The sequence below is a fragment of the Candidatus Nitrospira bockiana genome, from assembly GCF_965152565.1.
This window is the reverse complement of record NZ_OZ224215.1, coordinates 2,592,452-2,618,602: the sequence shown is the minus strand read 5'-3', so window position 1 is coordinate 2,618,602 and position 26,151 is coordinate 2,592,452. Positions and strand designations below refer to the sequence as shown.

Sequence of the window (26,151 nt, the reverse complement as noted above, 5' to 3'; positions counted from 1 at the left end):
AACCGACCGAACGGACTAAACGGACCCAACGATCTTTTAGTCCTCCAGCGTCGACGTGTCGCCTTCCGGCAATCCCAGCTCCCGCGCCTTCAGCAAGCGGCGCATGATCTTCCCGCTCCTGGTCTTGGGCAGCGACGGCAGCACCTCGATCTCTTTGGGCGCGACCACCGCACCGAGGCGGGCGCGGGCAAAGGCCGCGAGCTCGCGCAGGAGCATGGAGGAGGCCTGATAGCCGTCCTTCAACGACACGTAGGCCTTGACGACTTCCATCGCGACCGGGTCGGGCTTCCCGATCACGCCCGCTTCCGCGATCGCCGGGTGCTCGATCAAGACGCTTTCGACTTCGAACGGCCCGATCAGGTGTCCGGACGTCTTGATCACGTCATCGGCCCGACCGACGAACCAGAAGTATCCGTCCTTGTCCTGCCTGGCCAGGTCGCCGGTCAGGTACCATCCGCCGATGAAGCACGTGCGATAGCGTTCGGGCTCGTTCCAGTAACCGCGGAACATGGACGGCCAGCCGGGCCGTAGCGCCAGCTCCCCTTGCTCGCCCGGCCGCGTCACCAACTCCACGCGTCCTTCTTCCGTGCGCCTGACGATGCCGGCCTCGATGCCGGGGAGCGGGCGGCCCATGGACCCCGGGCGGATCTCCATCGAGGCGAAGTTCGCGATCATGATCCCGCCGGTTTCGGTCTGCCACCAGTTGTCATGGAAGGGCAGCCCGAAGGCCCGCTGCCCCCACACGACCGCTTCAGGGTTCAAGGGTTCGCCGACGCTCGCCAGAAAGCGAAGACGCCGCAGATCGAACGTCTTCGGAAGGTCCAGTCCCGTCTTCATGAGCATGCGGATGGCGGTGGGCGCCGTGTACCACACCGTCACTTCGTGATCCTGAAGGATCCGATACCAGCGCGCGGCGTCGAACTCCGCCTCGTCCACGATACTCGTGACGCCGTTGGTCAGCGGGGCAATGATCCCATAGGAAGTTCCCGTGACCCAGCCGGGATCGGCGGTGCACCAGAACACGTCGTCGGGATGAAGGTCCAGCGCGAGCTTCCCGGTCGCATGGTGCGCGACCACGGCCTGGTGAACGTGCAACGCCCCTTTCGGGGCGCCCGTCGTTCCGCTCGTGAAGTGGAGGAGCGCCGCGTCTTCCGGGTCGGTGGCCGGGATCGTAAAGTCCTCGCTCGCGGCCGCGATGATTCGCCAGAAGTCCTCGGTCCCCGGGACGTTCGTCGCCTCCCCATCTGCGCCGGCGAGGAGCACCTGCTCGAGACAGGGGAGTGCATTGCGCAGGCCTTCGACCTTCCGCCGATACAGCGCCTCGGTTGTGACCAGCACCTTGGCCTGCCCGATCGCCAGGCGAGCGCGTATGGGTTCCGGGCCGAAGGCCGAAAACAGGGGGCACAAGACGTTTCGATTCTTCAGCGCCCCGAGGGCGGCGACGTAGAGCGCCGGAACCCGGCCGGTGAGCACATAGACGCGATCGCCGGCCTTGACGCCAAGCCCTTGGAGGGCATTGGCGCATCGATTGGAGAGTCCGCGGAGATCCCGATAGGTGAAGTCACGCCTCTCGCCGGTTTTTGCGAGCCACCGAATCGCCACCCGATCCCCTCGGTCCGGCACATGGCGATCGACGGCCTCGTGCGCGATGTTCAGCCCTCGGCGATCCGGCAGGCCATCGAGGTCCCGCTGGGCCGCTTCCCATGAAAACCCCTGCCGAACACGCTCATAGTCGTCAAGGTTGGGGGCGACGGCCGAACGCCCGGTTTTCTTGATCGGCTCCCATGTCATGTCACCCCGAGACTGTGCAAGGGGCAGGCCATCGCCCCTCTGATTCACACCAACAGAGTTCCGGCAAACATGAGCCGCGTGAAAGCCGGCTGTGGCAAAATTCGGCACTCGCGCGCGTGGCTCGGGGAGTTTCGCGCCAGACACGGGCCTCTTCGGCTTCAACTCCGCTGTTCATCATTCGGATCCGCCAACCGGTGGCGCGAGTCCGCTATGACTTCGAAGAGCAACAGGGCCGCTTGAGAGAAGTCTTGCGGCCGCTCACTGAACGGACGAAGCAGGGCCTTTCTCAGACCAGCGAACGCGCTGTCCATGAATCCTTTTCCTAGAGAACCTCTCTATAGGGTCAGGACCTGTTGTCAGGGTCGAGGCCGGGCGCATCCCGGCGAAAGGAGAGGTGAATCATGAACCTGGAAAGCTCGATGATCGACGGCATGTTGGCTATCACAGGGCTCATTGCCGGCCTGATCGCGTTCGTATCGGCCGTGAAGGGCGCGGAGCCGATCATGCAGGCTCGGTACGTGCATACAGATACTCCATTCACGACCAAGAAAGCCGCCTGAAGAGGCGGCAGAGGCGGTCGGCCGTCCCGGCCGCCTCGAAGACCACAAGGATATGGACCGCACCCTTGTGAGGGGATCCACTATGATGCCCAGACGTGGGAAGAGCCGAATGAGTCGCCGAGATCGGTGCCAGCGCTGCGGCGGCTTGATGGTCCAGGATTTCGTCCGCGACACCAACAGCCTGGAATGGCGCTGTGTGATGTGCGGAGAACGGGTGGACGCGGTCATCCTCGCCCACCGAGCAGTGGGAGCGTGTGGCAGTGCCATGGTGAAAGGGGGGACTGGGATCAAGCGGTAATCCGCAGTGGCTCCCGATACCCCATATCCCATACCCCCTAATCCCATACCCCCTATCACACGATCCCATACCCCATATCCCCACTCACCATGACCGTCTATCACTTGGCCCTCGACAAGGAGATGCTCCAGGGCGCTCGCGTGGCGCTGCTCCCGGGAGATCCATGTCGTTCACCCAAGATCGCCGCAGAGATTGCCGCAACCTATGGCTCTCCCTTGTCCCCTCGTCCGCTCGCCCATCACCGTGAATTCTGCACCTACCTGTGCACCATCCGGGGCGCACCGGTCCTCGTGACCTCCACCGGGATCGGCGGGCCATCGACTTCCATCGCGGTCGACGAGTTGGCCCAACTCGGGGTGGAGACCTTCATTCGGGTCGGAACCACGGGCGCGATCCAGGATCACATTGCGATCGGAGACGTCGTGATCACCGCGGGTTCGGTTCGTCTCGACGGCGCTTCTCTGCAGTACGCCCCCATCGAGTATCCCGCCGTTGCGCATCATGACGTCGTAGCGGCGTTGATCCGGGCCGCCGCGTCGCTGGCGCCGGCTCTGAACATGGCGTACCACGTCGGCATCACGACCTCGACGGACACCTTTTACCAGGGCCAGGAGCGACACGCCTCCTTTTCGAGCTACGTCCCTCGGCGCTATGCCGGCATGACCGAGGAATGGCGGAAGCTGCGCGTGTTGAACTACGAGATGGAATCCGCCACACTTTTGACCATGTGTACCGCGTTCGGCCTTCGCGGCGGCTGCATCACCGGGGTGGTGAACAACCGAGCGACCGGTGAGGCGATCACGGCCGAGCGTCTCCGTCTTGGCGAAGCCCGTGCGATCCAGACCGCCATTCGGGCCGTCGAGCTGCTGATTCATGCCGCTCCATAATGCCGATATTGCCGCACGGCTCGACGAGCTCGCGGATCTGCTGGAGATCGAGGGCGAGAACGTGTTTCGTGTTCGTGCGTACCGGAACGCCGCGCGCACGGTGCGGGACTCGAGCCGAGAGATCACCGCCATGATCCGGGCGGGAGAACCGCTGGAGGACTTGCCCGGCGTGGGGAAGGACCTCGCCGCGAAGATCGAAGACCTCGCCACGACGGGCACGACCGCCGTGCTCGAAGCATACCGCCGACGTCTTCCGGCTTCGCTCACGGCCCTCCTGACGATCCCCGGTCTCGGCCCCAAACGAGTCCGGGCGCTCCATCAGGCGCTCGGTGTCCACACGCTGGAGGAACTCTGCCGCGCGGCACGCGAGCAGCGCATCCGCCTCATCCCCGGTTTCGGGGCGACGACCGAGCGGCACATCCTGGAGGCTCTCGAGGCCCGGGCGGGCGTCTCGCGACGCTTCAAGCTGGCGACCGCGAAGCAGTACGCCGACGCCCTGGTGACCTACCTGCAACAAGCCCCCGGAGTGACCCGGATCACCGTAGCGGGGAGTTATCGCCGCGCGATGGAGACGATCGGGCACTTGGATATCCTGGTGACTGCGACGGCCGAGAGTCCCATCATGGAGCGGTTCGTGGCGTACGAGGAGGTCGCGGAGGTGCTCGCCAAGGGAGGGACTCGCGGAACGGTTCGCCTGACCTGCGGGCTCCAAGTGGACCTGCGCGTCGTGCCGTCCGAAAGTTACGGCGCGGCACTGCAATACTTCACCGGCGGGAAGGCGCATAACATCGCGCTGCGCCATCTCGCGCAGCAGCGTGGGCTGAAGCTCAACGAATACGGCGTGTTTCGCGATGACGACCGGATTGCCGGAGACACGGAAGAATCAGTGTACGCGGCCGTCGGGCTCCCCGTGATCCCTGCCGAGTTGCGTGAGAACCGGGGCGAGATCGAGGCCGCCCGGCACGGCCGTTTGCCGGTGCTGATCGAGGCCGATGATCTCCGAGGCGATCTCCATTCGCATACAAGAGCCAGCGACGGCCGCAACACGCTGAAGGACATGGCGCTGGCGGCCGGCGCGCGCGGCTACGACTACCTCGCCGTGACCGATCATTCCAAGCGACTGGCCATGGCCCAAGGACTCGACGTCGATCGCTTGCTCGCGCAGGTCGACGAGATCGACCGGCTCAATGCCTCCTTGGCGGGGATCAGGCTGTTGAAGGGCATTGAGGTCGACATCCTCGAGGACGGGTCGCTCGATCTGCCCGATGAGGTGCTGGGCCGGCTGGACCTGGTCATCGGCGCCGTCCACACGCACTTCGAATTGCCGCGCGATCGCCAGACGGAGCGGATCCTGCGCGCGATGGATCACGCCCATTTCACGATCCTGGCCCATCCGAGCGGCCGGCTGATTCAAGAGCGCGCGCCCTACGAGGTGGACATGACCCGCATCATCCGACATGCTCGCCAACGTCGATGTTTTCTCGAGGTCAATGCACATCCAGAGCGTCTGGACCTGATCGATGTCCATAGTCAGATGGCCAAAGACGAGGGGGTGTTGCTCAGCATCAATTCGGATGCGCATAGTACGGTCGATCTCGACAATCTCCGGTTCGGGGTCGGACAGGCACGCCGGGGATGGTTGGAGGCGCAGGACGTCGTCAATTCACGACCACTCCGTGAGCTTCGCCCTCTCTTGGCGGCGACCATGTAGGACGAGGATGCTGCAAAAGCCCGCCAGCGGCGTTCTCGCTCGTTCAAAGGCTCAACGTACCGCCTGGGAAAGAGCTGCTCTGGCAGCTCGGGGCGGGCGGGTGAAAACAATGCGCCTTGGAATCACTGGAGGTGTTTCTCCGTTGGCCAAGAGCGCTAGGGAGGGCCACCGGGCCACACGAAGTGCGGTATGTACCTCCTCGCCTTTTCACGTCGCTGCGGCCTTGCTGGGCGGACTTTTTCACCATCCTCTGTGTTCACTTTGTCTCAAGCGTCTGAAGCAGGAATGCCGACATTTGCCCCATACGATCGCGGCTGGGGTGGCCCCAAATGCGCCACTGATCCTTTCTCGTCCCGCTCTCTCATGTCCAATCGCGTGGCATAATGCCTGCTTATCCTTGTCGGCAGTACTGTTGAACACCAGCCCTGACCGAGGGGTAGAACATGTCCCGCGACGAATATGTCTTTCATGACCGTCACGACGCCGGGCAGCAGTTGGCCCGAGCGCTCCATCGGTACCGGCACGCCCCGGACGCCGTCGTCCTTGCCCTGCCCAGAGGCGGGGTCGTCATCGGCTACGAGATCAGCCGGGCTCTGGAGTTGCCCCTCGACGTGTTCGTCACCAGAAAACTCGGCACACCGGGCAATCCTGAGTTGGCGATGGGAGCCTTGGCCGAGACGGGCTATCGTCACCTGAACGAGGACGTCATGGCCGAATTCGAGGTCTCCGATGAGCAACTCGAGGCAGAGGTGCGGCGTCAACAAGACGAAATCGAGCGGCGCATCCGCTGCTACCGCCACGGCGGACCGTTGGTCCGCGTGACTGGTCGGACGGTCATGCTCGTCGACGACGGGATCGCGACCGGCGCGACCCTCTATGCCTCGCTGGCGGCGCTGCGGGCCTTGCACCCCGGCCGCTTGATCGTGGCGGCGCCCGTCGCGCCTCCCCACATCCCGCATGACTTGCAGTCCAAGGTCGATGAAGCGGTGATCCTCCAGACCCCTGCACTGTTTTTTGGCATCGGACAGTTCTACGAGCATTTTGAGCAAGTCAGCGACCAGGAAGTGGTACGTTGTCTGGAAGCCTGCCGGCGCACCGGGGCCAGGGCGGGATCCGAGTGTGAGTGGTAGCGGTCGTCACGAGGGCACCCAGGCGGCTCGGGGCCCTCATCATGAGCACAGAGGAATACATGCACGTCTTGCTGGCGCTCGATGAGTCCCGCTACGCCGAGACGATCGTGGCGTGGATCGGCTCGTTTCCACATCCCATCGGAACGCGCGTCACACTCGCGCACATTCTCGAGCCGCCGGATCTGCCCGCGGCATTCAGTGCCGAGCAACGTGAGCTGATCATGGCGAGCCGGCAAGCGGAAGCTCAGGAGCGTCTCATGCAGGCGGGGCGGGCCTTGAAAAGGGAGTACGGCGTCGTCAGGACCGTGTTGCGCGAGGGCTTCCCGATCTACGAAATGTTGAAGCTGTCTCATGAGAAGCCGACGGACGTCGTCGTGTGCGGGACCCGAGGCCTGCGCCAGACCAAAGGGCTGGCGCTGGGAAGCCTGTCCCAACGGCTGCTGACCTATGCGACGTGTTCGGTGCTTCTGGTTCCCGGCACCGCCACACCCATGCGCCGCATGCGCGTCATGCTGGCGACCGACGGATCGAGAGGAGCCAAGAACGCCGCGCGGTTGCTCACGATCATGCCGGGTCTCAAAGAGATCGTCCTCGTCTCCGCCGTTCGCCCCATTGAGAAACGCGACGTCGCGGTGGACACGACAGGCCGGCGCCAGGGCGCCTCGCTGCGCACACTTCTGCTCCGCGGGCGCCGGGAGGCCGCCTCGAAGGCTGTCGCGAGGACCCTCGAGGTCCTCAAACCCGCGGGCGTGGAGGTCCGCACGCGCATCGTGATGGGCCATGCGGCGGACGTGATCCCGCGTCTCGCCCAGGACGAGCAGTGCGAGCTACTCGTCCTGGGCTCCCGAGGGCTGACGGGCCTCACGGCGCGCACGATGGGAAGCGTGTCGCTGGCGGTGGCGCAGACGGCCCCGTGTCCGGTCCTCGTGGTCAAAGGGTAGGCCGCGCACGCACACGAAGAAAGGAGAGAGCGATGCGAACGCTGATCGCGGTCGATGGCTCTGAGCACGCCTATGACGCAGTCCGAGCCCTGGACGTTCTCGAGCGGGCCGAGTCGCTGGCGATGGTGTATGCCATCGACGTACCGGCCCCGGCCTACCCGATGATGGTCCCGGAAGTCGCGCGTGACCTTCATGAGACCCAGGAGCGGGCGATGCGTGCGGAAGCCGAACAGGTCCTCAAGACGGCGAGCGCGCTGGTGCCTCTTCACGCCGGTCCGGTCACCAAGTTCATCGAAGTCGGCAAGCCGAGCGACGTGATTCTCGACCTCGCGGCACGGGAACGCGTCGATCTGATCGTCCTCGGGGCCAGAGGCGTTGGAGCCGTCCGAGAGTTGATGCTGGGAAGCGTGTCCCACCGGGTCGTGAGCCATGCGCCGTGCTCGGTCCTCGTCGTCGGAGCTCGGCTGCGCGCCCTGCAGACGGCGCTGCTCGCCGTGGAAGGGGAGGCTGAAGCGGAGGCGGCCGTTCGTTTCCTCTCGATGCGACCGTTCAAGGAGCGGCCGGCCGTCACGGCCTTGACCGTCCTTCCCTATGCGCACCCGGCATGGCCGGTGGGAGCCGTCATCCCGGAGGCGCTGCACAAGGACATGCTGGTCCAGGCCAAACGTTTCGCGGACGGCGTGGCGGCGAAGCTCTCAGCCGCCGGATACCAGGCGGATGGGATGGCCGTGATGGGCGCACCGGCGCCCGAGATCCTCAAGAGCGCGGCGAGCGCCCGGAACGATCTGATCATCATGGGGTCCCGGCATCACGGCCTCAGCCGCGTCATGATGGGAAGCGTAAGCCACGGCGTCCTGCACCGCGCGCAGGTGCCGGTCCTGATCGTGCGATGACCGTGAGGACGAGGAGGATCGGTCCATGATCTCGGCTGTTTCATCCGTCGGCGCCCTCGTCGTCGCAGCGGTATGTCTGAGCGTGGCGGCGATCGGTTGGGCCTCGCAGAGAGGCGGCGATGAGGAGGTCCGTCCGGGGCACCTCGTGTACAGGTTGCATTGCGCGCGGTGTCACGGCGCGACCGGCCTGGGCGACGGCCCGCAGGCCAAGGACCTGAAAGTCCGGCCGACCAATTTTCAGTCCCCCGCCTTTCAAACCAAGTCCGACGATCAGGTGCTCAGAAGCATCGAGTTCGGGGAAGTGGACTCTCCGATGCACGCATGGCGTGATCGGCTCACCGACGAAGAGATCAGAGAGGTCCTGTCGTACCTTCGGCATCTGGGATCGGCGACGCGATAACCGCCTCCTCCCGCCCGTCTCGCCGGGTCGTGCGCGATGAGCTTGATCCACATCGACGGTTCGCGGTACTCGGGCAGCGGGACGATCGTGCGGCAGTCCGTGCTGTTCGCCGCACTGACCGGGCAAGCGCTCCGAATCACCAACGCCCGGCTCCGGCGTCCGAACCCCGGCCTCCGGCCGCAGCACATTCAGGTCATCACCGCCATCGCGGCCCTGACCGGGGCGGAGACCGAGGGATTGGTCCCCGGCTCCCAGGACGTCGTCTTTGCGCCTCGTCGCCTCGATGTTCAGCAGGAGTACGAATGGGATATCGGCACGGCAGGCTCGACGACGATGCTCGCGTTGGCCGTGTTGCCTCTCTTGGCGTTCGCTCGGAAGACCGTGACCGCGGTGTTGACGGGAGGGCTCTTCCAGGATTTCGCTCCATCGGTCTTTCATCTCGAGTACGTCATGCTGCCGCTCCTCGAGCGAATGGGCCTCCATGCGACGGCGGAAGTCGTGCGGCCGGGCTACGTCCCCAGGGGAGAGGGAGTCCTTCGCCTGGTCGTACAGCCCGTGGGGGCCCCGCTCTCGGGGCTCCTGCTCGATGCGCCCGGCCCGGTGAAGCGGGTGTGGGGGATCGCGCTGTCTTCGCATCTCGAGGCACGCCGCGTGAGCGCACGGATGGCTGAGGCCGCCGGCGTGGTACTCGGCGCGCGTGGAATCCACGCGGACATCGAGCTCCGCCACGATCGGCATGCTCGCCAGGCGGGGGCCGCGCTGGCCCTGTTCGCCGATTTCGCGGAGACGAGGCTCGGCGCCGATCAGGCGGGCGCCTTGGGCCGGCCGGCGGAGACGATCGGGATGCACGTGGCGACGCAGCTCTTGGCGGACATGGACAGTCAGGCGACGGTGGATCGCTTCGCCGCGGATCAGATCATCCCGTTCGCCGCGCTGGCCTCCGGGGAGACGCGGGTTCGAATCCCCGCCGTGACCGATCACGTGGAGACGAACCTCTGGCTGGCCGAGACGTTGCTCGGCGCGCACGTGCAGCGGGAAGCGCGTGAGCTCTGCATCACCGGCATCGGTCTGGTCCGCCAGCCTACGGCGGACTCAAAGGTGCAACGGTCATGACCGTGCACCGGACACGAATTCCAGGTGAACGATGAAGCTCGCGTTGACCGGCGATGTCATGCTGGGCCGCTTGGTCGACGACGCCGTCATCCGGAATCGCGCGCGCCCGGCAGCCTGGGTGTGGGGCGATGTCCTGCCCGCCATGGCCAAGGCGGACCGCCGCCTGATCAACTTGGAATGCGTGATCAGTACCAGAGGGGACGCGTGGCGCCCGGAGAGCAAGGCCTTCCACTTTCGAGCCCATCCCAGGGCCATCGACGTCCTCAAAGCGGCGCAGATCGACTGTGTCACCCTGGCGAACAACCACAGCCTGGATTACGGGCCCGAAGCCCTGCTCGAATGTCTGGCGCTGCTCGATCGCGCCGCCATCGCGCACACGGGTGCCGGCCCGACCCTCGACGCCGCCTCCGCCCCCGTGGTATTCGAATCCCGAGGGCTTGCGGTGGCGGTGCTCGCCGTCACCGACAACGAGCCCGAGTGGGAAGCGAGCGCCACGCAGCCGGGGGTGCAGTACGTCGCCTATGACGACCGGGGTCTGATCGAGCCGTACCGGTCGCGCCTCGAGCGCGTGCTCCGCGACGCCCGGCGCCGAGCGCAGCTCGTCATCTGCAGCGCTCACGTCGGCCCGAACTGGGGTGCGCCGACCCCGGCGATGCGTGCATTGGCACGCGATCTGCTCGCCCTTGGAGTCGATGTCTATTGGGGGCACTCCAACCATACGCCGCAAGGCATCGAGCTCGTCGGTCGGAAAGCCGTCTTGCATTCGACCGGCGACTTCATCGACGACTATGCGGTCGACCCCCACGAGCGGAATGATCTCTCGTTCTTGTTTTTGTTGGACGTCGAGCCGGCGGGCCTGCGACGCATTGAGCTGGCCCCGGTGGCGATCGACCGTTGCCGAGTCCGCTTGGCGCGCGGCCCGGACAGCTTGTTTCTGGAGCGGAGCATGCGGGCCAAGTGCGCGGCGTTTGGGACGGCGGTGGAGTTCACGAAGGGCGTGGGCGAGGTGGTGGTCCCGTGACACGGGGCTCCCAATGGAGAAGGACCGCCATGGCACGTCGCCGTAAACCGAACCCTGAGCCTGTGATTGGAGGCACGCTGACTATCAGGCCGTTGGCTTCGGTAGGGGTGCAGCCGGCTCTCGTCGTCAAGGTCGGGCGGGCCAAGGTGTCGCTCCGCGAGGCCGTGGACAAGGCGCTCGCGCGCCTTCCCGGAGCCGCGGTTCGGGTACAGCTCCGAGAGGATGGCGGCAAGCTGGCGTGGGAAGTGCTCGTGACAACACCGGGAGGGGAGGTGCGGCCGGCTCTCGTCGACGCGGACACCGGTCGGGTTTCGGTCGTCACGGCGTAGTCCGATGATTCATGGCAGCGTGATCGGGTGATGCGACGCATGCGGGACTGTGCGATTTTCTCCGGAACCGCCAATCGGGATCTGGCCGAAAAGGTCTCCGCCCATCTGCGCATTCCCGTCGGCGATTCCACGATCGATCGTTTTCCGGACGGCGAAATCGCCGTCCAACTTCTCGAACCCGTCCGCCGACGGGACATCTTTCTCCTTCAGCCCCTGTCCCCGCCGGTCAACGATCACCTGATGGAGTTGCTGGCCCTCGCGGATGCCTGCCGGCGCGCGGCGGCCGGTCGCATCACCGCCGTCATCCCTTATTTCGGCTACGCCCGGTCCGACAAGCGCCACGGCCGTCGCGAACCCATCGCGGGCCGGATGGTCGCGGACCTCATCGAGTCCGTCGGCATCGATCACGTCATCACGATGAATCTTCACGCGCCGCAGATCGAGGGCTTCTTTCGAATCCCGGTCGATACCCTGACCGCCGTCCCGACCATCGCGGAACGGCTCCGGCGCGATCTGCGGGAGAGTCCCGTGGTGGTCGCCCCGGATGCCGGCGCCTTGCGACTGGCGACCGAGTACGCCGGCCGCCTGGGAGGCACCGTGGCCGTGCTCCATAAGCAGCGCATGGCCAGCACGGAAACCAAGGTCACGCGTGTCGTTGGGGATGTGGCCGGCAAGCCGGGCATCATCGTCGATGACATGATCTCGACGGGGGGGACGGTGGCCGGAGGCCTCGAGGCGTTGCGCCAGGCCGGCATGCATCCCCCCGTCATCATTGCCGCGACACACGGGCTGCTGCTGCCCGGGTCCCGTCAACGACTCGCCCATCCCGACGTCAGCACGATCATCGTGACCGATACGGTCCGAGCGCCTTCACCGGCCGACTGGCCGAACCTGGAGGTGGTGTCCATTGCTCCAGTGCTCGCGGCCGCCCTCGAACGCCTGCTCGAACACAAGTCGTTCAGCGATCTCTACTGAGTCCCGGCGATGGCCCGCGTGCTCCCGGACCTACGGGGATTGACAGAACCGCCTTCGGCGTGTCGAAGTGGATCGAAGCCCTGGTCGCCCCGTAAGCTTCAGCACGGAGGGTCGTGATGACCTCGTCGCCGAGACGTGGTGAACGGATCGTGTGGGACGCCTATCCATCCTGGTATCAATTCGTCTGGCTGTACTTCTTCAGCTTGATGACGGCGTTCCGCGCCGCCCTCTTCTATCGTTTCGACGTCCCGGGTTGGCACGCCTGGCTGGCCGGAACCCTCGCGCTCCTTGCGTGTGCCGCACTCTTACGGCGCTGGGCGCACTATATCATTACCCCCACCCAGGTGATCGTCCAGAACGGCTACACCGGCCGTTACATCCAGGCGCTGCCCCTGGACCGGATCGGAACGGTCGATCTCAGACAGGGCCCGATCGCCTCGCTGACCGGGATCGGCACCCTCGTCATTCGGAACCAGGCAGGAGAGGAAGTGCTTCGCTTCCGGGGGATCAGGGAGCCCGAGGTCATCCGGACACGGCTCAACGCGATGAAGAAAGGTTGAGCAACTGTCTTGATTGTCAAGCGGGCGAGCTGACTCGCCACGGTGATTGATGTTTGACCATCGCGTTGAGAATGGTCAGGAGCTTGTGCATGCAGGCGACCAGGGCGACCTTGGGCGCCTTGCCGACGGCCCGGAGTCGGCCATAGAACGCCTTGATCACCGGATTCCACTTCACCGCGACCAGCGTCGCCATATAGAGGACCTGCCGCACGGGGGCACGGCCGCCCCAGCAGGTGCGCCGGCCGCGCAGCGTGCCGCTGTCGCGGTTGAGCGGCGCCACCCCGACCAAGGCCGCCAGGTGTTTGTGGCTCAGGGTGCCGAGTTCCGGGAGTTCCGCCAGGAGCGTGCGGCTCATCACCGGGCCAACGCCCGGCACGCTGCGCAGCAGATCCTCCTTTGCGCGCCACAGCGGCAGCGACTGGATCAACTGCGAGAGCTCCTCATCGACCTGGGCAAGGTGGCGGTCCAGCCAGGCGAGATGGGCCTCGAGTTGGCGCTGCACACGCCGGGGCGCCGTCCCCAGGCGGTTCTGCTCGGCGGTCCGCATGTCCAGGAGCTGCCGCCGGCGGGTCAGCAGCGCCCGCAGCTCCTGGGTGGCCTGATCGGCGATCGGCCGGGGCGCCGGCCGGACCGCTTCGGCAAACTGCGCCAGGACGGCGGCGTCCAGCGCATCGGTCTTGGCCAACCGCCCGGTGGCTTTGGCAAAATCGCGCACCTGCCGCGGATTGACGACGCAGACCGGCAGCCCCGCAGCCGCCAGGGCGCTCACCAGCGGCAGTTCGAGGCGCCCCGTCGCCTCGACCACGATGGCGACCGGACGCGCGGCTTGGAACTGCTCCACCAACGCCTTGAGACCGGCCTCGGTGTACGGCACCACCTGCCGCGCCCCCGACGGCCGCTCGGCGCAGTCAAGCTGCTCCTTGGAGACGTCAATGCCAACAAAGCGAGGCGTGTCAGTCATGGGTGCTCCTCCTCGTGAAGGCCTCCGACTCGCTCGGCCTTGCCACGATGCGGGCTCACGGCCCAGGCAACTGTACGAGCTTGGGGAGGCAAGGACGTGACGACCACGCTCAACCACGGTCTACGGGACCGAAGGTTCATCGGCCTATCACGTCCGGGGTTCATGCTCGCGTCATAGTAAAAGATCAGGTGAAAGATACAAGGTTGAGGTCGAGGTGATGGTCGGGTCGGTCTTAATCTCTTACCCTTAGCCTCACCCTTAACCTTAACCTCTCTGCTGTATGCGAATCGTCGCGCATCTTGATATGGACGCCTTTTTCGCCGCCATTGAAGAGCGCGATTCGCCTTGGCTGCGCGGGCGACCGGTCGTCGTCGGGGCCGATCCCAGGCAGGGGAAAGGGCGCGGGGTCGTCTCGACGGCGAACTATCACGCACGCGCCTATGGCATCCATTCGGCTATGCCGATCTCCCGGGCATGGCGTCTCTCAGTCGCCGCCGCTCAACGCGGTGACGAGCCGGCGACGTTTCTTCCCGTCGACATGCCGAACTATCGCCGCGTGTCGGATCGCATCTTCGATCTCTTGAAGCTCGAGGTGCCCGTGGTCGAGCCGGCCAGCATCGACGAGGCCTACCTGGAGCTGAGCCGCTGCGGGAGCTATGAGGCGGCCACCGAGCTCTGCCGGCGAATCAAGGAGAAGATCCTGAATCAGGAGCAGCTCACCGCATCCGTCGGAATCGGCCCGAACAAGCTCATCGCAAAGATCGCGTCGGGCGTGCGCAAACCGGACGGGCTCACAGTGGTCATCGAGCGCGACGCGGAACGATTTCTTGCCGGCCTTCCGCTCCGCGCGATCCCGGGGATCGGTCCCAAAACCGAGCTGGAGCTGGCCCGGCAGGGGTTCCATCGCGTGGAGGATCTGAAGCGCCTCCCGCGCGGGGACCTCGAAGCTCGTTTTGGAAAACGTGGCGGCGAGCTGTACGCGAAGCTGCGCGCGCACGATGAGTCCCCGGTGTCGCCGGATGCGGAGATCAAGTCGATCGGCGAACAGGAGACCTTCGATCACGACACGCGTGCGGTGGACTTCCTGATCGACCGCCTCGCGCCGATGTGCCGCCGCGTGCTGGCCGCATTGGCCGACGACGGATTCAGCGGGTTTCGCACCGTGGTGCTGATCGTCCGCTTTGCCGACTTCGAGACGAAGTCGCGACGCCGGACCTTGGCGACCCCGGGGAGGGACGTCCGGACGCTCCAGGCGGAAGCGATCAAGCTGCTCTTACCGTTCTTGGACCGGAGGGAGAACCCGCAGGGGAAACCTCTCCGCCTGATCGGGGTGCGAGTGGAGCACCTGCTCAAGCCGCTCGACGCACTCGCCCCGCACCCGACCGTCTCCGACCCCGTTCAGGCGACGCTTTGGCCCTGAGGTTTCCCAGGGTCGTGCGGGCTGCGCTACTGCGGCACCGTCTCGCCCGTTTTGATGTCGAGGACCTTCACGTCGAAATGGAGGGTCTTGCCCGCAAGCGGATGGTTGAGATCGAGGACGACGGTGTCGCCTTTGATTTCAGAGACCCGAGGGTACACGGGCCGCCCGTCCGGCCCGCTGCCCTGAAGTTGGGCGCCGACTTTCAGCCCTTCGCTTGGGATGCGGCTCTTCTCGACCTCGAAAATCCCTTCCGGATGGACCACCCCGTAGGCGTCTTCCGGCGCGACCGTGACTTGCTTCGTCTCGCCGACTTTCATTCCCTCCAAGGCCTTTTCGAGACCGGGAATGATCTCTTGCGAACCATGGGTATAGGTAAGCGGATCACCGCCGACATTACTTTCGAAGACCTCACGGTCATCCAAGCGCAACGTGTACTCGACGGACACGACTTTCCCTGGCGTCACTGTCATAGGAGGAACTCCTTTCTGGGCTTGGGTCGAGGCACAGCCGAGCGAGAGCACACCACCCAGCGCAAAGGCAAGCCATACCCCAGCACCGACCGGGTTTCGTCGCATAGACCGTCTCCTCCAGTTGGAGATGAACGTGATGACGATAGGCTGGAAGCCCGTGGAAGGACAGGGGTATCGAGCCCTCCAGACCATGGTGAACGGCTCAGCTTAGCACAACCGTCTCGACGGTACCAGAAGAGTCGACGTAGGAGAACTACTGACAGACAGCGTTCGTCGGACCCATTATGCTTGTTTCCCATTCCGTCTACAGCGACATCGAGACGGAGGGGAGGACGACGTGACCGGTACGATTTTGCTCGTCGAGGATGGACCCGCGACCCATACCATGGTCAAAACCGTCCTAGAAGCGGAGGGCTTTCACGTGGATGGAGTCCGTAGCGGGCGTGACGCGATCGCCGCCCTCGATCAACGGTCATTCGACGGCATGCTGCTCGATTTGATGCTGCCCGAGGTGGAGGGTCTCGACGTGATTCGATCGATCCGAGCCCGGCGGCTCATGGTCCCGATCATTGTGATGACCGGAGAGCAGACGTTGGCTTCTGAAGCGATCAAGGAGGGGGCCCAGGCGTGCCTCATCAAACCCTTTACCTTTGAAAACCTACGAGACGAAGTCAGCCGATGGTTTCTGGGGGGCGCCCGCTGATCGGTTCGGCACCGCGGCTCGTTCCCGGCCATCTCGAGCGGGAGACCCGGAGCACCCCGGCCCTTCCGTTCTCGGCCTCACCGAGCTGAGCAGCCTCCGGCGACGCTTGGTCCGGCCATCATGGATCCACCTGTGATCCACTCTTATGACCACGACTCCGCGTGTGGACGCCATCCGGAAAGGGCGGCCGGTCCTGAAGCGACATGCCCTCTCCATCATGATGCTCTCCATCGTCACGTTCGCCGTGCTGGCGGCGGCGCAATGGCTCAGCCCGGAAGCGGCGCAGTCACAGTCGCGGATGCTTCATCCCTGCATGACCGCGGAGCAGGGCACGGTGGAAAGCCGATCCGAGGAGGAGAAAGAAGTCGAGCGGGTCTTCGTGCGATTCCTGTCGTGCCATGGGGAACAGGCGCGGACGGGCAATGACTGCAGAAGGTTCACCGCGCAGGCGATCCGAGACGTCTATGGGATCGAAATCGCCGCCCCCGACCACGACCCACCCACGACCTCAGAACTGGCCGCGTCGATCGCACAGGGGGCCCGCGGCTGGGTCTTGCTCGGAGAGGCCCGCGATCAACGGGCGCTGAAGGAAGCCCAGCGCCGCGCCGACTCCGGTCACGCCGCCCTGGCCGTCCTCTCACCTCCGGACGGTCCCGGGCATGTGGCCCTGATTCTTCCCGGCCCCCTCAAACCGTCTCCTCAATGGCGCAAGCTGGCCACACCGAATGCGGCCAGCTTTCACCCCACCAGACCGCTCAAGTCTTTTACAGGGTGCAAGCTGTCGTATGCCTTCAGAAGTCCTGACGGCGTCCGCCTCTACGCTTCCGTGAAGAAACGAAGTCGATGAAGAAACAGAACGAGCGGGCGGGAGGGGAGATGCAAGCAGGAGCCTGGAGGAGCCTAGAAGGGAAGTCGAATCCCGATCTGCACTTCGTTCGGCATGAGGCCCTTACTCAAGTCGGAGAAGGACAACGAGGGAGCAGCTCGACCGGTGAGATCGTTCCGGAGCAATTGGTGGTTGACATCGCCGGTAGTCATCCCACCGCTCAGTCCCAGACCGACGTACGGAACAATGGCGCTATGGCCTTCTTTGTCGGTCAACAAGGTCGGTGGATCGCTGAAGAGTGTTCTGGAAGACTCCCACGTCAACGAGGGGAGCGCCGCGCGTCCATCGGTGATTTGCTGCGACGACGAGAGAGCCGGCGGCGGGCTCACGTCGAACTCCTGCTCCTCCGCCACGACAATGGCAGGCAATGCCATCACGATCAAGATACCGATGCTTGCACTCACAATCGCCATAGCCGCTTATACCATAACTCGCATGTGAACGCTGTAGGACGAGATCCGACAAGCTGAACAGGCGTAAGAACATGCGCGGAGGCCGAACCTCAAGGCCTACGAAGGAGAGCGATGAGTGCTGAACGATGAACGTGAAGAGCAGCGCGTCGGGCTGAACGCGACCCGGTGAGTCGGTACAAGACGGCCACGACCTCACGAGGCAGATTCCGTTGAAAGAGGAGCTTGGGCGTCGCCCGATGTCAACCCGCGGTTCCCGCGCATACCGGCGTGGCCGGCCGAGACAGCATCCAGAACAGCAGTGTAGGACGCAAGGCAGCCAAGAGGGCGCGTTCCCCTACAGCCCAGGATTCGAATTCTCAAGACTGCACGCCTTTTCGCCGACTTTCAGCGAAATGTTCGGAACCATACAATACACCGTATGAGTGACCCGGCGCACGTATTGCTTGTCGATGACAATGAGGGGTTCTTGGCGGCGACGCAATACTACCTCTCATACCGTGATCACGCCTTGCGCGTCGAGACGACAACGGATCCGATTCGTGCGCTCCGCCTCATGCTTGGGAACGACTATGACGTCATCGTCACCGACTTACGCCTCAACGGGCTCGATGGCATGGATCTCGTCGAGGCGTGCGCCGCGACGAAGCCGGACACGCCGGTGATCGTGGTGAGCGGGTATGGCGACCTTGCGCTCGAGCGGGAGGCGGCCGCAGCCGGCGCCTATGCGTTCCTGCACAAGCCCATAGACCCGGACGTCTTCTACTCGGTTGTGAAGCGCGCCGCCCTCCGTGCGCAGTTGCGCCGGAAACCTGAACGCATCCTCCGGGAAGACAGCCGGTGGATGTCCTATGCCATGGAGCAGATCCGTGCGCGGTTGAGCGAGGTCGATGGGCGACTGCGCCAGGCGGTCGAGGAAGCGGGGCGCTCCCGGCGGATCTCGTGAACCAGGAGAAGTCAACCAGGAGAAGAACGATGCCGCGTGTCCTGATCGTCGATGATGATCGAGACGGCCTCACCGCACTGGCGCAACGGTTGCGCTTCGCGCTGCGGGAATTCGGGCTGGAGGTCGATACCGCGGACTCGGCGTCGAGCGCCGTCATTCAAGCCCGCACCTGTCAATACGACCTGATGATCGTCGACGCCATCATGCCGGGGACGACCGGACTCAAGTTCATCGAGCAGATGCGGGCCACGCAGCCGAACGTGCCCATCATCCTGATGAGTGGAGCCGACCAAGACTTTTCGCAGGCGGTTCGCGTCTTGGACCTCTTCGCTTTCGTCCCGAAACCGATCGAATTCTCCGAGCTGCGCAACCTCGTGGTCGCCGCGATCGAGCCCGTCGTCCACCGTCCAGGGTACAGGGAGCGCGGCGCGCACAGCCGAAAGCCCGTGCAGGGTTGGAGCCTACCTTCATCCCGGTATACCGGCGCGCACAAGTAGGCGCGTGCCGGGCGAGAAGAACCGAACGGCCTCGCCGCTACCATACCTGGGATATCAAGACGCGCGGCAGGTGTCCCAGCAGGACGCGGCTCGTCATTGCCGCTGAATCGCCCGTTCCAGATGGCACCCCGGACACGACCGCTTCGAGTGATGGTCAAGGGTATGAAAGCGCCGAAGATGCGCTGAAAGTGCAACATGGCGCTTGGCCGCTAGGATCAGACGTCGCGAATAGGTTCCCATGATTCTCTCCATGCCTGAGAGGGGTTCTTTGCCAGTGTGGTCCAACAGGTAAGACCGTCGGCCTTGTTCGTTTGCGATTATGCCTCGCACCCCATTCCGATCCGCGCTCGGCGACCGAAGCGATCAGCCAAGCGCGTCTCAATCTTTACGCTGCCGCTTCTTGTAACGTATCCAGCCGACTCGCACGAATGGTCTGCCCGAAGACCTCTAAGCCGTCTAAGGCTTGAATGAGCACTTCTCGGTGGGCCGAATCCACCGCTTCAACAACCGAGGTGCCGAGAGATTGCCCGTCACGGTCCGTGACGAGTTGAACACGAACGATACCGGGAAACATGGACAGGAGACGCGTCAATTCTTGAGCCGTCAGCGATGAGGGCAACAGATCAAGTGCAACCAAGTGATGCATTTTCTTGCTTCTCCTTGAAGCTATTGTCGGTTCTGGTATGTGGGACCCGTCGAGATCAGGGCGTAGACGAATCAAGACCGAATCAAGACCGCTCCTCAGCTCTGCTGAGTTGCCCGATAAAGGCTTCATAACCAAGATTGATCACGTCGTCCTCACCGGAGGATGGTACCGGCTCGGAATCCGGTGCGATCGCCGGAATGACCACTAACAGTGCATGGCTGATCGCACTTCGCCCCCTTTCACCTGACATTCGGCTTCTCCTTGGCTTGGCGATGCGCCGGGCTGCATCGCGGTGAATTGCTGCTCGGCACAGCGATCACAGATCCCGTGCGTCACCCCTGCGTCCGCTCCGATTTCGCCCAAATAGCAGTCGCACCATGCACACCAACGGCTCATTGCGGCTCCTTGAACCGGCCTCGGCCCCGCCTTTCTCAAGATCAGTGCCAGATGGCGATTGAGGAAGGGATGCACGGCGATCAGGGAAATCATCCCGATCCGAAGAGAAAGAGACAGGGACGGGCAGGATGAGCCGGGGCAAACTGCGCCAGCTGGCTCTGATCGGGTGGGGATATTTACTACATGTCCAAGAATTTGGACATATTCTTTCTATTCGCTTCTCATTTCTCCCTCAGTGGAAATCATGCCATTGAGCACGAGAAGCTCGAGACATCGGACGATCAGGGAGAGTAGTCTTTCTAGCCTCCGATAGCAGATGATACCGGTGCGGCTGGAAGATGAAGGCAGCAGGGAGGTGATGATGGGACGAGTGGACGGAAAGGTAGCGATCGTGACGGGAGGAGCGCTGGGGATCGGTCGGGCGACGGCGATGCTGTTGGCGAAGGAAGGCGCGAGGGTCGCGGTCACCGATGTCTTAGACCAAGAGGGCCAGGAGGTGGTGAAGGAACATGGCGGCGCCGCGGCGCGCTATTGGCACCTCGATGTGTCGAACGAAGGCCAAGTCAAGACGGTCTTTAGCGAGATTGTCGCCACATTTGGACGAATCGATATCCTCGTCAACAACGCCGGGATTTCAGGGGTGAACAGGCCCACCCATGAGGTGACCGAGGCCGAGTGGGACCGCGTCATGGCCGTCAACGTGAAAGGGGTGTTCTTCTGTACCAAACATGCGGTGCCGACCATGATGAAGACGGGCGGTGGCAGCATCATCAACCTCTCTTCGATTTATGGTTTGATCAGCGCGGCGGATGTGCCGCCGTACCACGCGTCGAAGGGGGCCGTCCGTTTGATGTCGAAAACCGACGCCCTGCTCTACGCGAAGCACCATATCCGCGTCAACTCCGTCCATCCCGGATTCATCTGGACCCCTATGGTGGAGAACTATCTGCGGGCGCAAGGCGATCTCGAAGCAGGACGGCACGCCATCGCTAAGCTCCAGCCCTTGGGCCATATCGGTGAGCCTGACGATGTCGCCTACGGCATCTTGTATCTGGCTTCGGATGAATCCAAATTCGTCACTGGAAGCGAACTGGTGATCGATGGCGGCTATACCGCCCAATAGCGACAACGGCGCTATTCGTTTGCGCGGCAGAGATGGAAGTCGCCGGGCTCAGGCTTTCAGGGACAAGAGGTGCGGAGAAGAAACAGTAAAGTGCAATGGATCAAGTCTTTTCAAAGCAGTGGCAGCGCGGAACATAAAGGGGGTCAGGACTTTGACCTCTACCAAATCTGTGAGGCGCGTGCGCCAGTGTCGGGCGGGGGGTTCCAGCAGGAGGTGATAGTGATTGTCCATCAACACCCAGGCATGGCAACGCACCCGATACTGGTCCACCATCATCGCGAGGGTGTCCACAAAGCGGGCCCGATCCAGGTTGTCCCGCACGATGACCTTGCGCTCATTCCCCCGGGCAGTGACATGGTAGAGACCACCGTAAACGCCAGTCGTAACGGCCGCGCCATAATGCCAACAGAGCAGGCAATCCAGTTGGCTAGTCAAGACCCTGACCCCGTTTGATGTCAAGAGGTCGCGGCCTTAGCGGGCGTCGCGCCGTTCCCACGTGACAGCGGCATACTCAAAGGGCGGCGAGCCATCTGGGGTGGGCGCCCATGTGCGGGCGGCACTCTACATGGCAGCCTTGCTGACCACGCGCAAGAATCCGGTGATTCGGGCATTCTATCAACGACTCCGTCAGGCGGGGAAGGCCAAAAAATTGGCACTCACGGCGTGCATGCGCAAGCTGCTCACGATTCTCAACGCGATGCTGAAGAGCGGAACACCGTGGCGGGTGGCAGCCGGTCAGTCGGCTTGATTTTCAAGACAGTTGCTGACCCCCTTGCTGCCGCTGCGCGATCAATGGGGCACCCCAGTTTCGATCTCTGTATCATCGCATTGCACGAAAGCATGGCGCGAATGTGGGGCGGGTCGCGGTGGCGCGGGCGATGTTGAAGACGATCTACGCGATGTTCACGAAGCAGGAAGGATTTCGTCCGATCGAGTGAGCGAAGGGGAGCACCGGCCAGCGCCCCGGGGTCATGGCCGGCTCGCCTCTTCAGGCGAGTCAGGCCCGGAGACTTGATTGCGCGACCGGTGTCCCATTTCATCTTGTGCCAGTGAGCACGTATAGGTGACTGATTCCTTAGTTGTATAGGTCACTATTTGATCTGACAGACAATGAGTCCTCACGACGTTAGGCTGCCAGTATTTTCTCCTTCGCCAACGGCACGCTGTCGATGAATGTCTGCATGGGTGTTTTGCCGTAGCACCAGCGTCCTTGATGCGGTCGCTGCTTGTTGTACTCGTGCAGCCAGCCATCAAGATCGGTTTGCAGCTCCGCCAAGGACCGATAGATCTTCTTCCGGAACGCCACCTGATAGAACTCGTGGAGCAGCGTTTTGTGAAATCGCTCGCAGATGCCATTGGTTTGGGGATGCGTGGCCTTCGTCCGTGTGTGGTCGATATTTTCAATCGCCAAGTACAGTTCATATTCATGGCGATCGGGGGCGCCGCAATACTCGGTGCCCCGATCGGTGAGCACGCGGTTGAGGGGAATCTCCTGCTCTTCAAAGAACGGGAGGACCCGATCGTTGAGGAGATCGGCGGCGGCCACCGGGGTTTTCTGATCGTAGAGCTTGGCGAAGCCGACCTTGCTGTAGGTATCGATAAATGTCTGCTGGTAAATGCGGCCCACGCCCTTTAACGTTCCAACATAGAAGGTATCTTGGGCGCCACAGTAGCCGGGGCACTCACTCTCAAACTCCCCGTGCGCTTCCTTGTCCGCTTTCGCTCGCTCCAGCGCCGCGAGTTGCGCGTCGGTGAGGATCAGGCCTTCTTGCGCCACCTTCGCCTCCAGTGCCTTCAGCCGTTTGCGCATGGTCTCCAAGTCATGCCGTAGCCAAATGCAGCGCACTCCGGCCGGGGAGATTGTGAGGGCACGCTTCCGCAGTTCATTGGCCACTCGTAGCTGCCCCCAGGCCGGCTGGTCCAAGGCCATTTGCACAATCGCCTGTTCCACCTCGGCCGGCACGCGATTTTTCAGCACCGGCTTCTGCCGCGAGATCTCCTGTAGCGCGGCCTCACCCCCACGGTCGTAGAGCTCCTTGAAGCGATAAAAGCTATCTCGGCTATAGCCCATGACCTTGCACGCCTTGGACACGTTCCCGAGCTGCTTGGCCAGTTCCAACAATCCCACTTTGGTCTTGATGACCTTCTGTTCCATCGTCATGGTCCTCGCTCCTTTCCTTGACTCGAGGACTCTACTTGACTGTCAGAACAAGTTCTAGCTACTGCACCTTAGTCCACGGAGTGTCGTGAGACTCGCACGGGGACCCGTAATCGCGACGAGCAAGGTGCGGCCACTTGACAAACTTTTTCATAGGTGACCCCCTTTGCTGCCATCCACACGAATCCATAGCAGCCCGTTCAGCCTATGGCCACCTCATCCCTCTCATACTTTATCGAAGCCATTGTTCTCGGATTCGTTCAACACGTTCCGGTCCTTGTCCTCAGCGAGTGCGCGGTCTCCTTCCACTGTACTCACAAACCACACAATGTCGACAAGATCTTCACGTTCCTTCCCTAATTTCTCCCATTCCCGATCGATCCGCTCGACGATCTCATCCACATTTAGAGCCCAGGGTTTCCACTGTTCTCCTACTCCCGGCAGGTCCCCTGCTTGAATATATCCGGCTTGGAGCAACTCTTTAATTAGCTTGAGCGTCAGGGCACGAGCTTGTGTCGAATCTGCCGAGGGATAAGCTTCTTGAACATCTCGCAAGGCATTCTCCAGGCCCGTATAGTCGTCCGTACAGAGGAGTAAAAAACTCCTCTGCAGGGGTGTTAACGCTTCCATGCTAGACCTACTTAAAATGAAGTCGCCAAACCTCACTTAGTCCTCTAATATTCACATCGATTGCTGGACCGCCAGACTCTGAGGTATATCGATAGGTTAGCGTACCTAACTCATCAATACGTATCAGGAAGCCCTCTTTGATGTCACGACCGAGTCGTCCTGCTTGTCCTAGGTCCAGAATTAGGTCTTCGGCCGCCTTCTTCCCTCCTGCGAGTACTCTGATGCCTGGCGTTGTGCCAGCCTCACCAATCAGCTTCCCACCAGGCTTTAGGATATTCGTCAGGTGTTGCAGGGCTCCTTCTGCACTGTGGCTGGCCTTACCAATCGTCCCCAACACCGGCAGCGCCGTCAAGGCATAAAGCCCGGCCTCTCCATAATGCCCCCGGAATGCACTGATGCCGGCATTCGCGAGCCCTGCCGGCGTGTTGAGTACCGGGATGAAGCTTGCGACATCGAGTCCGGTTTGGACCGTGCCGATAAATCGGGAAGGCCCGCCCACTCCAAAGGAGAGGCCAGGCCCGAAGACATAATCCAGAGGCGGCGAAGGCGGCGGTAGTGGAGGGGAGATAACGGGTAGCGGAGGGGCGGTAACTGGTACGACAGGAGCGTTAATAGCTTCATTGGTGGAGCCCGAGGAATCAAACGATCGCATAAACGGATCGAGGCTACCGAATAAGCGAATCCACAACAAGTGACTGCATGCCGCCGGATCGCTCATCACGTTGCTCAAGGAACTGCAGTGCCCCGTTGGATCGGTATAGTTCAGCGGGCTATTGCGCACATAGCTGTAGCGGTTTAGATCCTGAGGATTCATGGGATCAGGCACGATCGTGTCCGCGGAGATGAAGCGAGCTAAGACCGGATCATAGTAGCGGGCCTCGTAGAAGTAGAGGCCGCTCTCATCGAGAGCCTTGCCGGTGAATTTGTAAGGAGTGTCGCTAGTGCCCGTATTGGTCCGCGTGGAGATATTGTCAAATGTTGTGGATTGAGGTGATTAGGCGGCGACCTTTCCTGTGTTCTTCTCTGACTGTTCTTCCTCTCGCTCGACTTGCTGCCCATCCTTGAACACACGCCCCGCCCGGACCAACGGCAGCAGCTCATGGGCATCGAGCCGGCGCCACGATTGCTGCGCCGCCTCCAGCAGCTTGAACGCCATTGTCAGGCCCGCGGTCCGCGAGCCAGCCCCCTTGGTGACACGCGTCCGGAGCTTCACCGTAGCGAACGTCGATTCAATCGGGTTGGTCGTCCGAATATGTTTCCAGTGGGCCGCCGGGAACTCGAAATGGGTCAGGAGCCGAGCGACATCGGTGGTCAGGGAGTTCACGGCTTTCGGATACTTCGCCGCATAATCCTGGGCGAACCGGTCGATCGCCTGCTCGCAGGCGGCCCGGGTGTCCGCATACATCATGTCGTGCAAGGCGCGCTTGGCCTGGGGCTGCAGCCGGGTGGGGAGCTTGTCCAACACATTGGCGATGCGATGGACCCAGCACCGCTGCTCCCGTGTCTCGGGCCAGACCTCGCGCACGGCGGCCCAGAACCCCAGTGCCCCGTCCCCGATGGCCAACGCGGGGGCCCGCATCCCCGGCGTTTGAGGTCTCGCAGCACGGTGAGCCAACCTCGGTGCTCTCGCGATAGCCGTCCTCGATCGCGATCACCTCTTTCGTCCCATCGGGGCGGACGCCCACCACGACTAAGGCCGCCAAGCGATCATCTTCCAGCCGAATGGTGAAATGCACCCCGTCTACCCAGATATAGATGAAGTCGCGATCCGCCAGGGGGCGCTCACGCCACTGGTCATAGTCGGTCCGCCAGGTCGCCGTCAGGCGTGTGATCGCGCTGGGCGAGAGCCCCGCCGCATCGGCGCCGAGCAGCACCGGAAGCGCCTCCCGGAAATCCCCGGTGGAGAGCCCATGGAGATAGAGCAGCGGCAGGACCGCGCTGACCTGCGGCGAGCGACGCAGGTACGGCGGGAGAATCGCACTGGTGAACTTTTGTCGGGTCCCATGCAGCACGCGTTGATCATTCACCCGCGGCGCTCGAATCGTGACCGTCCCCGCGCCCACCGTCACGCGCCGAGGCTGGGCCTGCCCATTGCGGACCACCAACGCATGGCCGCGGCTGTCGCGCGCCTCGTGGTGCTGCCGCCGGTATTCCTCCACTTCGACTTCCAACGCCGCCAGGATCATGCGGCGGGCGCCCTCGCGGGCCAAGGCATCCAGCGCCGTGGCCACCTCCGGCTCCTGCTCTTGTGCTCCCGTGGTCGTTCGGACTATCGTCATCATCGGCGTGCCTTTCC

28 protein-coding genes and 2 pseudogenes are annotated in these 26,151 nt (G+C 63.2%); 20 read left to right on the top strand and 10 right to left on the bottom strand.

Features of this window, described 5'->3' with window-relative positions; translation table 11 throughout:
- Positions 1-36: 36 nt before the first annotated feature.
- Positions 37-1,791, bottom strand: a complete 1,755-nt coding sequence (gene acsA, locus ACWHYV_RS12880; protein WP_447976893.1) for an acetate--CoA ligase — start codon at positions 1,789-1,791, stop codon at positions 37-39.
- 401 nt (positions 1,792-2,192) lie between these two features.
- On the opposite strand from acsA, the gene ACWHYV_RS12875 reads away from it, so the two are divergent.
- From ACWHYV_RS12875 to ACWHYV_RS12815, 13 genes are all read left to right on the top strand, one after another.
- On the top strand, positions 2,193-2,351 hold the full coding sequence (locus tag ACWHYV_RS12875) for a hypothetical protein (protein ID WP_447976892.1): 159 nt from the start codon (positions 2,193-2,195) through the stop codon (positions 2,349-2,351).
- Positions 2,352-2,460: 109 nt separating this feature from the next.
- The gene (locus ACWHYV_RS12870; RefSeq protein WP_447976891.1) at positions 2,461-2,649 is read left to right on the top strand and encodes a hypothetical protein; all 189 of its coding nucleotides are present in this window, start codon (positions 2,461-2,463) and stop codon (positions 2,647-2,649) included.
- An 89-nt stretch (positions 2,650-2,738) separates the two neighbouring features.
- Positions 2,739-3,536, top strand: a complete 798-nt coding sequence (udp, locus tag ACWHYV_RS12865; RefSeq protein WP_447976890.1) for a uridine phosphorylase — start codon at positions 2,739-2,741, stop codon at positions 3,534-3,536.
- Positions 3,523-5,247 (top strand): DNA polymerase/3'-5' exonuclease PolX, encoded by a 1,725-nt coding sequence (gene polX, locus ACWHYV_RS12860; protein WP_447976889.1) that lies wholly within the window; start codon positions 3,523-3,525, stop codon positions 5,245-5,247. The genes udp and polX overlap by 14 nt, the downstream gene beginning before the upstream one ends.
- Positions 5,248-5,690: 443 nt before the next feature.
- Positions 5,691-6,377, top strand: coding sequence for a phosphoribosyltransferase (locus tag ACWHYV_RS12855; protein ID WP_447976888.1), 687 nt, complete (start codon positions 5,691-5,693; stop codon positions 6,375-6,377).
- A gap of 41 nt (positions 6,378-6,418) precedes the next feature.
- Positions 6,419-7,318, top strand: coding sequence for a universal stress protein (locus tag ACWHYV_RS12850; protein ID WP_447976887.1), 900 nt, complete (start codon positions 6,419-6,421; stop codon positions 7,316-7,318).
- A 32-nt stretch (positions 7,319-7,350) separates the two neighbouring features.
- Positions 7,351-8,211 (top strand): universal stress protein, encoded by an 861-nt coding sequence (locus ACWHYV_RS12845; protein WP_447976886.1) that lies wholly within the window; start codon positions 7,351-7,353, stop codon positions 8,209-8,211.
- Between the two features lie 25 nt (positions 8,212-8,236).
- Entirely contained in the window at positions 8,237-8,611 is a 375-nt protein-coding gene (locus ACWHYV_RS12840; protein ID WP_447976885.1) for a c-type cytochrome, read from the top strand.
- A gap of 36 nt (positions 8,612-8,647) precedes the next feature.
- Entirely contained in the window at positions 8,648-9,724 is a 1,077-nt protein-coding gene (gene rtcA, locus ACWHYV_RS12835) for an RNA 3'-terminal phosphate cyclase (protein ID WP_447976884.1), read from the top strand.
- Positions 9,725-9,755: 31 nt separating this feature from the next.
- Positions 9,756-10,745, top strand: coding sequence for a CapA family protein (locus tag ACWHYV_RS12830; protein ID WP_447976883.1), 990 nt, complete (start codon positions 9,756-9,758; stop codon positions 10,743-10,745).
- A 29-nt stretch (positions 10,746-10,774) separates the two neighbouring features.
- Positions 10,775-11,074: a PepSY domain-containing protein gene (locus ACWHYV_RS12825; RefSeq protein ID WP_447976882.1), complete on the top strand. Its 300-nt coding sequence runs from the start codon at positions 10,775-10,777 to the stop codon at positions 11,072-11,074.
- 39 nt (positions 11,075-11,113) lie between these two features.
- Complete coding sequence (locus tag ACWHYV_RS12820; RefSeq protein WP_447980724.1) at positions 11,114-12,049, top strand: ribose-phosphate diphosphokinase; 936 nt, start codon at positions 11,114-11,116, stop codon at positions 12,047-12,049.
- A 116-nt stretch (positions 12,050-12,165) separates the two neighbouring features.
- The gene (locus tag ACWHYV_RS12815) at positions 12,166-12,609 is read left to right on the top strand and encodes a PH domain-containing protein (RefSeq protein ID WP_447976881.1); all 444 of its coding nucleotides are present in this window, start codon (positions 12,166-12,168) and stop codon (positions 12,607-12,609) included.
- Between the two features lie 16 nt (positions 12,610-12,625).
- Here ACWHYV_RS12815 and ACWHYV_RS12810 read toward each other — a convergent pair whose 3' ends face one another.
- Positions 12,626-13,570 (bottom strand): IS110 family transposase, encoded by a 945-nt coding sequence (locus ACWHYV_RS12810; protein ID WP_447976880.1) that lies wholly within the window; start codon positions 13,568-13,570, stop codon positions 12,626-12,628.
- Between the two features lie 304 nt (positions 13,571-13,874).
- On the opposite strand from ACWHYV_RS12810, the gene dinB reads away from it, so the two are divergent.
- The gene (gene dinB, locus ACWHYV_RS12805; protein ID WP_447976879.1) at positions 13,875-14,990 is read left to right on the top strand and encodes a DNA polymerase IV; all 1,116 of its coding nucleotides are present in this window, start codon (positions 13,875-13,877) and stop codon (positions 14,988-14,990) included.
- Between the two features lie 26 nt (positions 14,991-15,016).
- On the opposite strand, the gene ACWHYV_RS12800 is transcribed toward dinB, so the two are convergent.
- Positions 15,017-15,460, bottom strand: coding sequence for an FKBP-type peptidyl-prolyl cis-trans isomerase (locus tag ACWHYV_RS12800; RefSeq protein WP_447976878.1), 444 nt, complete (start codon positions 15,458-15,460; stop codon positions 15,017-15,019).
- 337 nt (positions 15,461-15,797) lie between these two features.
- Between ACWHYV_RS12800 and ACWHYV_RS12795 the strand changes: the two genes are divergently transcribed.
- Together ACWHYV_RS12795 and ACWHYV_RS12790 are read left to right on the top strand one after the other, a co-directional pair.
- The gene (locus ACWHYV_RS12795) at positions 15,798-16,163 is read left to right on the top strand and encodes a response regulator (protein WP_447976877.1); all 366 of its coding nucleotides are present in this window, start codon (positions 15,798-15,800) and stop codon (positions 16,161-16,163) included.
- 145 nt (positions 16,164-16,308) lie between these two features.
- Positions 16,309-17,010 (top strand): hypothetical protein, encoded by a 702-nt coding sequence (locus ACWHYV_RS12790; protein WP_447976876.1) that lies wholly within the window; start codon positions 16,309-16,311, stop codon positions 17,008-17,010.
- A gap of 53 nt (positions 17,011-17,063) precedes the next feature.
- On the opposite strand, the gene ACWHYV_RS12785 is transcribed toward ACWHYV_RS12790, so the two are convergent.
- The gene (locus tag ACWHYV_RS12785; protein ID WP_447976875.1) at positions 17,064-17,462 is read right to left on the bottom strand and encodes a hypothetical protein; all 399 of its coding nucleotides are present in this window, start codon (positions 17,460-17,462) and stop codon (positions 17,064-17,066) included.
- Positions 17,463-17,928: 466 nt separating this feature from the next.
- On the opposite strand from ACWHYV_RS12785, the gene ACWHYV_RS12780 reads away from it, so the two are divergent.
- Complete coding sequence (locus tag ACWHYV_RS12780; RefSeq protein ID WP_447976874.1) at positions 17,929-18,405, top strand: response regulator; 477 nt, start codon at positions 17,929-17,931, stop codon at positions 18,403-18,405.
- Positions 18,406-18,434: 29 nt separating this feature from the next.
- The gene (locus tag ACWHYV_RS12775) at positions 18,435-18,902 is read left to right on the top strand and encodes a response regulator (protein ID WP_447976873.1); all 468 of its coding nucleotides are present in this window, start codon (positions 18,435-18,437) and stop codon (positions 18,900-18,902) included.
- Positions 18,903-19,287: 385 nt separating this feature from the next.
- Here ACWHYV_RS12775 and ACWHYV_RS12770 read toward each other — a convergent pair whose 3' ends face one another.
- Positions 19,288-19,548, bottom strand: a complete 261-nt coding sequence (locus ACWHYV_RS12770; RefSeq protein ID WP_447976872.1) for an RNA-binding protein — start codon at positions 19,546-19,548, stop codon at positions 19,288-19,290.
- Between the two features lie 757 nt (positions 19,549-20,305).
- Here ACWHYV_RS12770 and ACWHYV_RS12765 point away from each other — a divergent pair.
- Positions 20,306-21,067, top strand: coding sequence for an SDR family NAD(P)-dependent oxidoreductase (locus ACWHYV_RS12765; RefSeq protein WP_447980723.1), 762 nt, complete (start codon positions 20,306-20,308; stop codon positions 21,065-21,067).
- A 48-nt stretch (positions 21,068-21,115) separates the two neighbouring features.
- Here the strand turns inward: ACWHYV_RS12765 and ACWHYV_RS12760 are convergent, their stop codons facing one another.
- Positions 21,116-21,502: a transposase gene (locus tag ACWHYV_RS12760; protein WP_447976871.1), complete on the bottom strand. Its 387-nt coding sequence runs from the start codon at positions 21,500-21,502 to the stop codon at positions 21,116-21,118.
- Between the two features lie 21 nt (positions 21,503-21,523).
- Here ACWHYV_RS12760 and ACWHYV_RS12755 point away from each other — a divergent pair.
- Positions 21,524-21,815: pseudogene (locus ACWHYV_RS12755) on the top strand (transposase); the annotation flags it as partial.
- Between the two features lie 378 nt (positions 21,816-22,193).
- Here ACWHYV_RS12755 and ACWHYV_RS12750 read toward each other — a convergent pair.
- The 4 genes and pseudogenes from ACWHYV_RS12750 to ACWHYV_RS12735 form a co-directional block, all read right to left on the bottom strand.
- Positions 22,194-23,228, bottom strand: a complete 1,035-nt coding sequence (locus ACWHYV_RS12750; protein ID WP_447976870.1) for an IS481 family transposase — start codon at positions 23,226-23,228, stop codon at positions 22,194-22,196.
- Positions 23,229-23,450: 222 nt separating this feature from the next.
- Complete coding sequence (locus ACWHYV_RS12745) at positions 23,451-23,855, bottom strand: hypothetical protein (RefSeq protein WP_447976869.1); 405 nt, start codon at positions 23,853-23,855, stop codon at positions 23,451-23,453.
- Between the two features lie 7 nt (positions 23,856-23,862).
- On the bottom strand, positions 23,863-24,822 hold the full coding sequence (locus ACWHYV_RS12740) for an RHS repeat-associated core domain-containing protein (RefSeq protein WP_447980722.1): 960 nt from the start codon (positions 24,820-24,822) through the stop codon (positions 23,863-23,865).
- Between the two features lie 27 nt (positions 24,823-24,849).
- Positions 24,850-26,137 (bottom strand): annotated as a pseudogene (locus ACWHYV_RS12735) (IS256 family transposase).
- Positions 26,138-26,151 lie beyond the last annotated feature (14 nt).